The following is a 7,240-nucleotide window of genomic DNA, read 5'->3' on the forward strand; positions in this document are numbered from 1 at the left end:
CGCCCGCCTGCGAGAATCCGTCTCGCCAGATCGACACGAGTCGGGGCGTGCGCCCAGTGTGGCGTGCCCTCAGTGCGACTCGCGCGACACCTCGTGGCCGCTCGACCCGACGAGGAAGTCGAGGTCCACTCCAGTGTCGGCCTGCATGACATGGTCGACATAGAGACGTTCCCAGCCGCGCGCGGGAGCGGCGAAGGCGCCGGTCATCTCCTCGGCGGGGCGCCGCAGTTCGAGTTCCTCCGCCGGTACGTCGACATCCAGGCGGCGCCCGGCGACGTCCAGCTCGATCCAGTCCCCCGTACGTACGAGCCCCAGCGGCCCGCCCGCCGCGGCCTCGGGCGCGACATGCAGAACGACCGTGCCGTACGCCGTCCCGCTCATCCGGCCGTCGCAGATCCGCACCATGTCCCGCACGCCCCGCTCCAGCAGCTTGGTGGGCAACGGCAGGTTCGCCACCTCGGGCATTCCGGGGTAGCCCTTGGGACCGCAGCCCCGGAGCACGAGCACCGACGAGGCGTCCACATCGAGTTCCGGGTCGTCGATACGTGCGTGCATGTCCTCGATGCTGTCGAAGACCACCGCCCGGCCCCGGTGGTTCAGCAGCTCGGGCGACGCGGCGGCTGGCTTGATGACAGCCCCCGACGGGGCCAGGTTCCCGCGCAGCACGGCGATGCCCGCGTCGGCCTGAAGAGGCTCGGCGCGCCGCTGGATGACGGAGTCGTCCCAGATCCGCGCCCCGTCCAGATGGTCGACCAGCGGTCTGCCGGTGACGGTCAGCGCCCGCGGATCGAGCAGGTCCCTGACCTCGTGCAGAACGGCGAGCAGTCCGCCGGCCCGGTGGAAGTCCTCCATCAGATGCCGGCCGGCGGGCTGGAGGTCGACCAGCAACGGCACACCGCCGCCGGTGCGGTCGAAGTCGTCGAGCGTGAGGTCGATGCCGAGCCGCCCGGCGATGGCGAGCAGATGGACGACGGCGTTGGTCGAGCCGCCGACGGCCGCCAGGGCGACGATCGCGTTGAGGAAGGACCCCTTGGTCAGTGTGGTGCTGGGGCGGCGGCCCTCGGCGACCATCTCCACGACGAGCCGCCCCGTGCCGTGGGCGCTCTCCAGCAGCCGGCTGTCCGGGGCGGGGATGCCCGCGACGCCGGGGACCGTGGTGCCCAGCGCCTCCGCGACGCACGCCATCGTCGACGCGGTGCCCATGGTGTTGCAGTGTCCCCGGCTGCGGATCATCGAGGACTCGGACCTCAGGAACTCCTCCTCGGAGAGCGTTCCCGCCCGTACCTCCTCGCTGAGTTTCCACACGTCCGTGCCGCAGCCCAGGGGCTTGCCGCGGAACGTGCCTGTCAGCATCGGACCGCCGGGCACCACCACGGCCGGCAGATCGACGGACGCCGCCGCCATCAGCAGGGACGGGATGGTCTTGTCGCAGCCGCCGAGGAGCACCACACCGTCGATGGGGTTGGCCCGCAGCATCTCCTCGGTGGCCATCGCCGCCATGTTCCGCCACAGCATGGCGGTGGGTCTGACCAGCGTCTCGCCGAGGGAGACGACCGGGAGGTTCATCGGGACACCGCCGGCCTCCCAGATGCCCTGCTTGACGCTCTCGGCGACCTCGCCGAGATGGGCGTTGCAGGGCGTCAGGTCGGACGCGGTGTTGGCTATGGCGATGTGCGGGCGGCCGTCGAAGGCATGGGCGGGGAGTCCCCGGCGCATCCACGCCCGGTGGATGTATGCGTTCCGGTCCGTTCCCGCGTACCACTGCGAGCTGCGCTGCTCCGGCATGGCTGGCACCCTAACTTCCCTGAGCCGTACCGGGAAGGGCGCACCCGCGGTCGTACCCGCCGTCCGGCCACCCCTTCCAGGAGGTCGTCCTTGCGTGCTTTTTTCATCGTCGGGCCGCGCCGGTGCGAGGTGCGGGACGTCGAGCCGCCCGTCGCCCGGCCCGGTGAGGTCGTCGTGGACGTCGACCGGGTGGGTGTGTGCGGGACGGACATCGAGTTCTACACGGGCGAGATGAGCTATCTGCACGACGGCCACGCCACGTATCCGATCCGGATCGGCCACGAGTGGTGCGGCACCGTCTCGGCCGTGGGTGAGGGAGTTGAGCCCGGCTGGCTCGGGCGGCGCACCACCGGGGACACCATGCTCGGCTGCGGGCACTGCCGGCGGTGTCGGGGCGGGCTGCACCATGTGTGCGAGGACCGTTACGAGTTGGGCATCCGGCACGGCCGTCCCGGCGCGCTCGCCGAACAGGTCGCCGTCCCGGTCTCCTCGCTGCACGCGCTGCCGGACGGCGTGGACAGGGTGGCGGGCGCCATGGTCGAGCCGGGCGGTAACGCGCTGCGCGCGGTCGAGGCCGCCGCGTTGTCCCCCGGCGACCGGCTGCTGGTGCTCGGTCCCGGCACCATCGGTCTGCTGGCGGCGCGATTCGCCCTGGCGCGCGGCGTGGAGGTGCATGTACAGGGGCTGGACGAGGCGTCGCTGGACTTCGCCCGCTCCGTGGGCGCGCACGGTGCGTGGACGGCCGACGGGCTCCCTGATCTGCCCTTCGACGCGGTGATCGACGCGTCGAACGCGGCGCATCTTCCGGCGCGGGCGCTGGAACTCGTGGAGCCGGGCAAGCGGGTCGTCTACATCGGTCTGGCGAGTGTGCCGAGCCGGATCGACACGCGTGCGCTGGCGTTGAAGGACGTCACCGCCGTGGGTGTGCTGAGCGCGTCGCCGGCACTCGCCCGCACCATCGGGCACTACGCGTCGGGCGCGGTCGATCCGCGTCCGCTGGTCGCGGCCACGGTGGCGCTGGAGTCACTGGCGGAGGTGCTGGCGGGCGTACGGCCCGAGGGAGCCGGACCGGGGCCCAAGATCCACGTCGACCCCCGGCTGTGAGCCGCCGCGGCTCGGGGACATGGCCGGCGGCCTGACGGGCGGGCGGTCAACGAGCAGGCGGATCACCGTTGTTCGAACCGGGCGGCGGCGGACCGTATCGAGGCCGCCGCCGTCCCGCTCGTACACGTGCCCCCGCGATCGTGCCGGGGTGTGTGCCGCTGCTCGCGCTCGTCGTCAGACGTTGACGCCGAAGTCGGCAGCGATGCCGGCCAGTCCGGAGGCGTAACCCTGGCCCACCGCGCGGAACTTCCACTCCGCACCGTGCCGGTACAGCTCGCCGAAGACCATCGCGGTCTCCGTCGACGCGTCCTCGGTGAGGTCGTAGCGCGCCAGCTCGGCACCGCCCGCCTGGTTCACCACGCGGATGAACGCGTTACGGACCTGGCCGAAGCTCTGCCCGCGCGAGCCGGCCTCGTGGATCGAGACCGGGAAAACGATCTTGTCGACATCGGCGGGCACACCCGCGAGGTTGACCTTCAGCGACTCGTCGTCACCCTCGCCCTCACCCGTGAGGTTGTCGCCGGTGTGCTCGACCGAACCGTCCGGGCTCTTGAGGTTGTTGTAGAAGATGAAGTGCTGGTCGGAGAGCACCCGGCCGGCGCTGTTCACGAGCAGCGCGCTCGCGTCGAGGTCGAAGTCCGCACCCGTCGTACTGCGCGCGTCCCAGCCGAGGCCGACGAGCACGGCGGTCAGGCCGGGAGCCTCCTTGCTCAGCGATACGTTGCCACCCTTGCCCAGGGAAACGCCCACGATCTCCTCCTGTGTTCGTGACTGAAAAGTGGATCAAAATCTATAACACCGCGCACGTGACGGTCCCGGTATCGACCAGGCTTGTACGGTTCGTTGGCCTCCGTTGGGACTGGAGTGGCTGAAGCGGGGCAGGCGGTGAGAGGAACGGAGAACAGGCCCTCCCCCACGGGCCGCCACGGGGAACGGATCGCATTCATGGAACAGCGCCTGGAAGAGACCGAGGACCGCTGCCCGGCCACGGGCCGGGTGCTCACACGCGGCGCGGTCTTCGACGGGGATTCGGCGATGATCGGGGAAGCACGCCGCTTCGCCGCCGACTTCCTCGGCGGCATCCGGACCGAGCACGGCCGGACGGTGCCGTCGCATGTGATCGGTGCGGCGCAGCTCGTGGTCAGCGAGTTGGTGACGAACGCGTGCAAGTACGCCCCCGGCCCCTGCCTCCTTGATCTGGTCGTCGACGGGGACATCGTGGAGATCACCGTGTGGGACACCGACTCCACGCTGCCGGTGCCGAGCGCCGCCGAGCCCGGCCGGATCGGGCAGCACGGGCTGGAGATCGTCATCGCGCTCTGCGAGGAATACGACGTCCGCCGGGAGCCGGTCGGCAAGCGCGTCAAGGTCCGCCTCGCGGACGGCGAAGACAGGCCCTGAGCCGTGTCTGACAAACGATCGCGGTTTCCGGAGCCAGAGGATGAGCGAGGCGAGTCGAAGGCCGGCGAGGCAGCGGGGGCCGGTTTGTCGAAGCGGGTGCCCACGGCCCGGAAGTGCTGCGACGGCGTCGTGCACGCCTGGCGGCGCGTTACGAAGGGGTGATCCCCGCCTGCCGCTGCTGCCGCGCACGCCGCGTCACGACCACACCGGGGATGGCGACCGCGAGCAGGACCGGGATCGCGGCGGCGATCCCGAACCAGAGAAAGATGGCGAGGTAACCGTAGGCAGCGTTCCCCACGTCCGAGTCCGCCTGTGCGAGCAGGACAAGGCTCGCCACGAACGCAACCACCACGAGGACCGCGATGATGATTGCGAGCCAGATGAGAATGCCGGCCCATCGCCGGTAGCCGACGCTGCCCCCCGGGCTTGCGGTGGCGCGTACGCCTTGGGCGCGCCGCGCATCCGGGTCGGGTGAGGGGCTGGCCGCTGGTCAGACATAGGGTCCAGTTCCACTGTGCGCGGCCCCGAAACACCGCCCTCACCGCTGACGCGCGCGCCAGGTCGGAGCACTTGACGGTCTCGCGTGAGCGGCCGCACTCCACCGGCGCGGAGTCCACGATCCACACATCGTCGCTCCACATGGAGGTGTCGGTGGCCGGCAGTCGGGTGACCCGACGCAGCGGCTCGGCGGCCTTGCGCAGGCGCTTGTTGTCGCAGGGTTCGTCCACCGGGAGATCCGGGAAGGCACACCCTCCACGACCAGGTACACCTTGCTGCCGCGGCGGCCCCTATGTGTGTGGTCAAGGTCGAAGACCAGTAGGTTCATGTGGTCGGGGGGCCAGGTCATAGGGGTGTGTGCATGGGTGATAGCCAGGTCACGATCAAGCTCACGACTGACGAGGCACTGGTGCTGTCGCACTGGCTGGAGAAGCTCCAGATGTCGGACCTCAGCCGCGTTGTCGACGATCCGGCGGTCTGGGCACCGATCCATAGGATTGCCGGGACATTGGACAAAGCGCTTCCGGAGCTGTTCGCGCGTGACTATGACCAGCGGCTTGAGACCGCTCGTCGGCGGCTGCGGCCGGAGGACTGACTGATCGGTCTGAACTTCTCACCTGGCCGCGGCGGGTTGGGGTTCGTAGAAGGTTCCGTCGCGGAGCATCGCGAAGAGGACGGCGGCCTGGTGCCTAGAGCCTGTTACGGAAGTGGACTTTTAGCCCACTGCCGAACCCGGACGGGTGCCCGAGGGCGCCCGTCCGGGAGGTGTCAGAGCTGACGGAAGTAGACCGTGAGCGGGAGGGGAGTGCATCCGAGGGCCTCGTAGAGGGCTCGGGCCGGCGCGTGGAACTGGTCTCCTCCGGTGCCGATCTCGACGACCTCGGCATCGAGGGCCCGCATTTGGGCGAAGGCGTGCTCGCACAGTGCGGTAGCCACGTGGTGGCGTCGATGCTCGGTCGAGACGGCGAGGATCGTGACCTCACCCTTCTTGCGGGCCTGGTCCACGTTCCACGCCACGTAGCCCGCGATGGCGTCATCGACTTCGGCGATGGCGATGTATGTGTGCCGTTCGGGCGCGTGGAGTTCGGCGACCTGTTTGCGGTAGTCGTCGCGCCAGTTGCCGTGCTGAACAGTGAAGACGTCCTCGCCCATCAATGGGCGGAAGGAGTCCTCGTAGAACGGTCGGAACGTGTCGATGGTGAGTTCGGTGAGTGGCGCCAGGTCGTGCTGGGTGAACGCGCGGATGAGCATGGAAGTGTTGCCTCTCAGACTGAGGGCTTGATACCCGGGCGGAACAGGGCATCGGTCGGCCCGCTCCCGGCAACAGGATTGGCGGTGAGCCGGGCCCCTCAGTGACGTATACGCCAAGCGTCAAAGCACTCCATGCTCCGCATCGTAGCGCCCGGCGCGCATTTCGAATGCTTCGATCACAGCCACTCGTTGATGGCTGCGATGAGGACGGTCGCCTCGTAGCGGACCGCTAACTTGTCGTATCTCGTGGCGACGGCACGGTGCCTCTTGAGGCGATTGATTCCGCACTCGACCGCGTGGCGCTCGCGGTAGTCGACCGGGTCGAACTTCGGCGGCCGACCGCCGCGGGAGCCGCGCTGCTTACGGTTACGCACCTGGTCCGCCTTGTCCGGGATGGTGCAGCGGATACCTCTTCTACGCAGGTAGGCGCGGTTCTTGCGGGAGGCGTACGCCTTGTCAGCGCGCACGCGATCGGGTCGGTTGCGCGGCCGGCCCACCCCAATGCGGGGCACGCGAACTTTCTCAAGTACGGCCTCGAACTGCGGCGAGTCGCCGTGCAGCCCAGCAGTCACCACGATTGACATGGGCTTCTGGCCCTGCTCGACAGCCAGGTGCAGTTTGGTGGTGAACCCGCCGCGCGAGCGTCCCAGTCCGTGATCAACGGGTTCGGTGAACACACCACCCGGCGGTTCCTTCTGCAAGTCGCCCTGCTGTCGGCCCCGGCCGCATGCTGATGAGCGCGACACACCGTGGAGTCGACGCTCAGATCCCAAGTGATCGCACCCTTCGCGTCGGCCAGGGCGTGGAGCTGAGTGAGGATTCGGTGCCAGGTGCCGTCCCGCTGCCATCGGCGAACAGGTCGTAGATCCGGCTCCACGGCCCGTTACTCGACGGGTACGTCCCGCCAGGGGGACGCCGGTACGGACCCGGAACCGTATGCCGTCGATCAGCTGCCGCCGCGGCCAAACAGGCGGCCGCCCCGCTTTCGCCCCCTTCGGCAACAACGGCTCCAGCACCACCCACTGTTCATCCGTGAGATCTCCCCGCCCCATGAACCATGATCATCCACAGTGCAAGATCCACTTTCGATACACGGACTAGGGTGGCCCTAGTGTCCTGCGCCTGAAATCCTGGCGATATATTTCGCTAACGAGTTGAGGATTTCGTCGGCGCTCTTGGTCCATGTGAACGGCTTGGGGTT

General features: G+C 69.0%; 7 protein-coding genes and 1 pseudogene. 3 read left to right on the top strand and 5 right to left on the bottom strand.

Going from position 1 to position 7,240, the window contains the following annotated elements; translation table 11 throughout:
• Window positions 1-69 precede the first annotated feature (69 nt).
• Window positions 70-1,785 (bottom strand): IlvD/Edd family dehydratase, encoded by a 1,716-nt coding sequence (locus tag ACIBLA_RS15200; RefSeq protein WP_399198841.1) that lies wholly within the window; start codon window positions 1,783-1,785, stop codon window positions 70-72.
• A gap of 90 nt (window positions 1,786-1,875) precedes the next feature.
• Here ACIBLA_RS15200 and ACIBLA_RS15205 point away from each other — a divergent pair, with 90 nt between their 5' ends.
• Complete coding sequence (locus ACIBLA_RS15205; protein ID WP_399198842.1) at window positions 1,876-2,889, top strand: zinc-binding dehydrogenase; 1,014 nt, start codon at window positions 1,876-1,878, stop codon at window positions 2,887-2,889.
• A 174-nt stretch (window positions 2,890-3,063) separates the two neighbouring features.
• Here ACIBLA_RS15205 and ACIBLA_RS15210 read toward each other — a convergent pair whose 3' ends face one another.
• Window positions 3,064-3,639, bottom strand: a complete 576-nt coding sequence (locus ACIBLA_RS15210) for a TerD family protein (protein WP_381948723.1) — start codon at window positions 3,637-3,639, stop codon at window positions 3,064-3,066.
• 195 nt (window positions 3,640-3,834) lie between these two features.
• On the opposite strand from ACIBLA_RS15210, the gene ACIBLA_RS15215 reads away from it, so the two are divergent.
• Window positions 3,835-4,290: an ATP-binding protein gene (locus ACIBLA_RS15215; protein ID WP_399198843.1), complete on the top strand. Its 456-nt coding sequence runs from the start codon at window positions 3,835-3,837 to the stop codon at window positions 4,288-4,290.
• A 148-nt stretch (window positions 4,291-4,438) separates the two neighbouring features.
• Here ACIBLA_RS15215 and ACIBLA_RS15220 read toward each other — a convergent pair whose 3' ends face one another.
• On the bottom strand, window positions 4,439-4,627 hold the full coding sequence (locus ACIBLA_RS15220; protein WP_399198844.1) for a hypothetical protein: 189 nt from the start codon (window positions 4,625-4,627) through the stop codon (window positions 4,439-4,441).
• Window positions 4,628-5,149: 522 nt separating this feature from the next.
• Here ACIBLA_RS15220 and ACIBLA_RS15225 point away from each other — a divergent pair.
• A complete protein-coding gene (locus ACIBLA_RS15225) occupies window positions 5,150-5,383 on the top strand; it encodes a hypothetical protein (protein ID WP_399198845.1) in 234 nt (77 codons plus the stop codon).
• A gap of 173 nt (window positions 5,384-5,556) precedes the next feature.
• On the opposite strand, the gene ACIBLA_RS15230 is transcribed toward ACIBLA_RS15225, so the two are convergent.
• Both ACIBLA_RS15230 and ACIBLA_RS15235 read right to left on the bottom strand, forming a co-directional pair.
• Complete coding sequence (locus ACIBLA_RS15230) at window positions 5,557-6,039, bottom strand: GNAT family N-acetyltransferase (protein ID WP_399198846.1); 483 nt, start codon at window positions 6,037-6,039, stop codon at window positions 5,557-5,559.
• 176 nt (window positions 6,040-6,215) lie between these two features.
• Window positions 6,216-7,091, bottom strand: a pseudogene (locus ACIBLA_RS15235) (IS5 family transposase).
• Window positions 7,092-7,240: the final 149 nt, after the last annotated feature.

It is taken from the genome of Streptomyces sp. NPDC050433 (assembly GCF_044458565.1).
Lineage (GTDB): Bacteria > Actinomycetota > Actinomycetes > Streptomycetales > Streptomycetaceae > Streptomyces.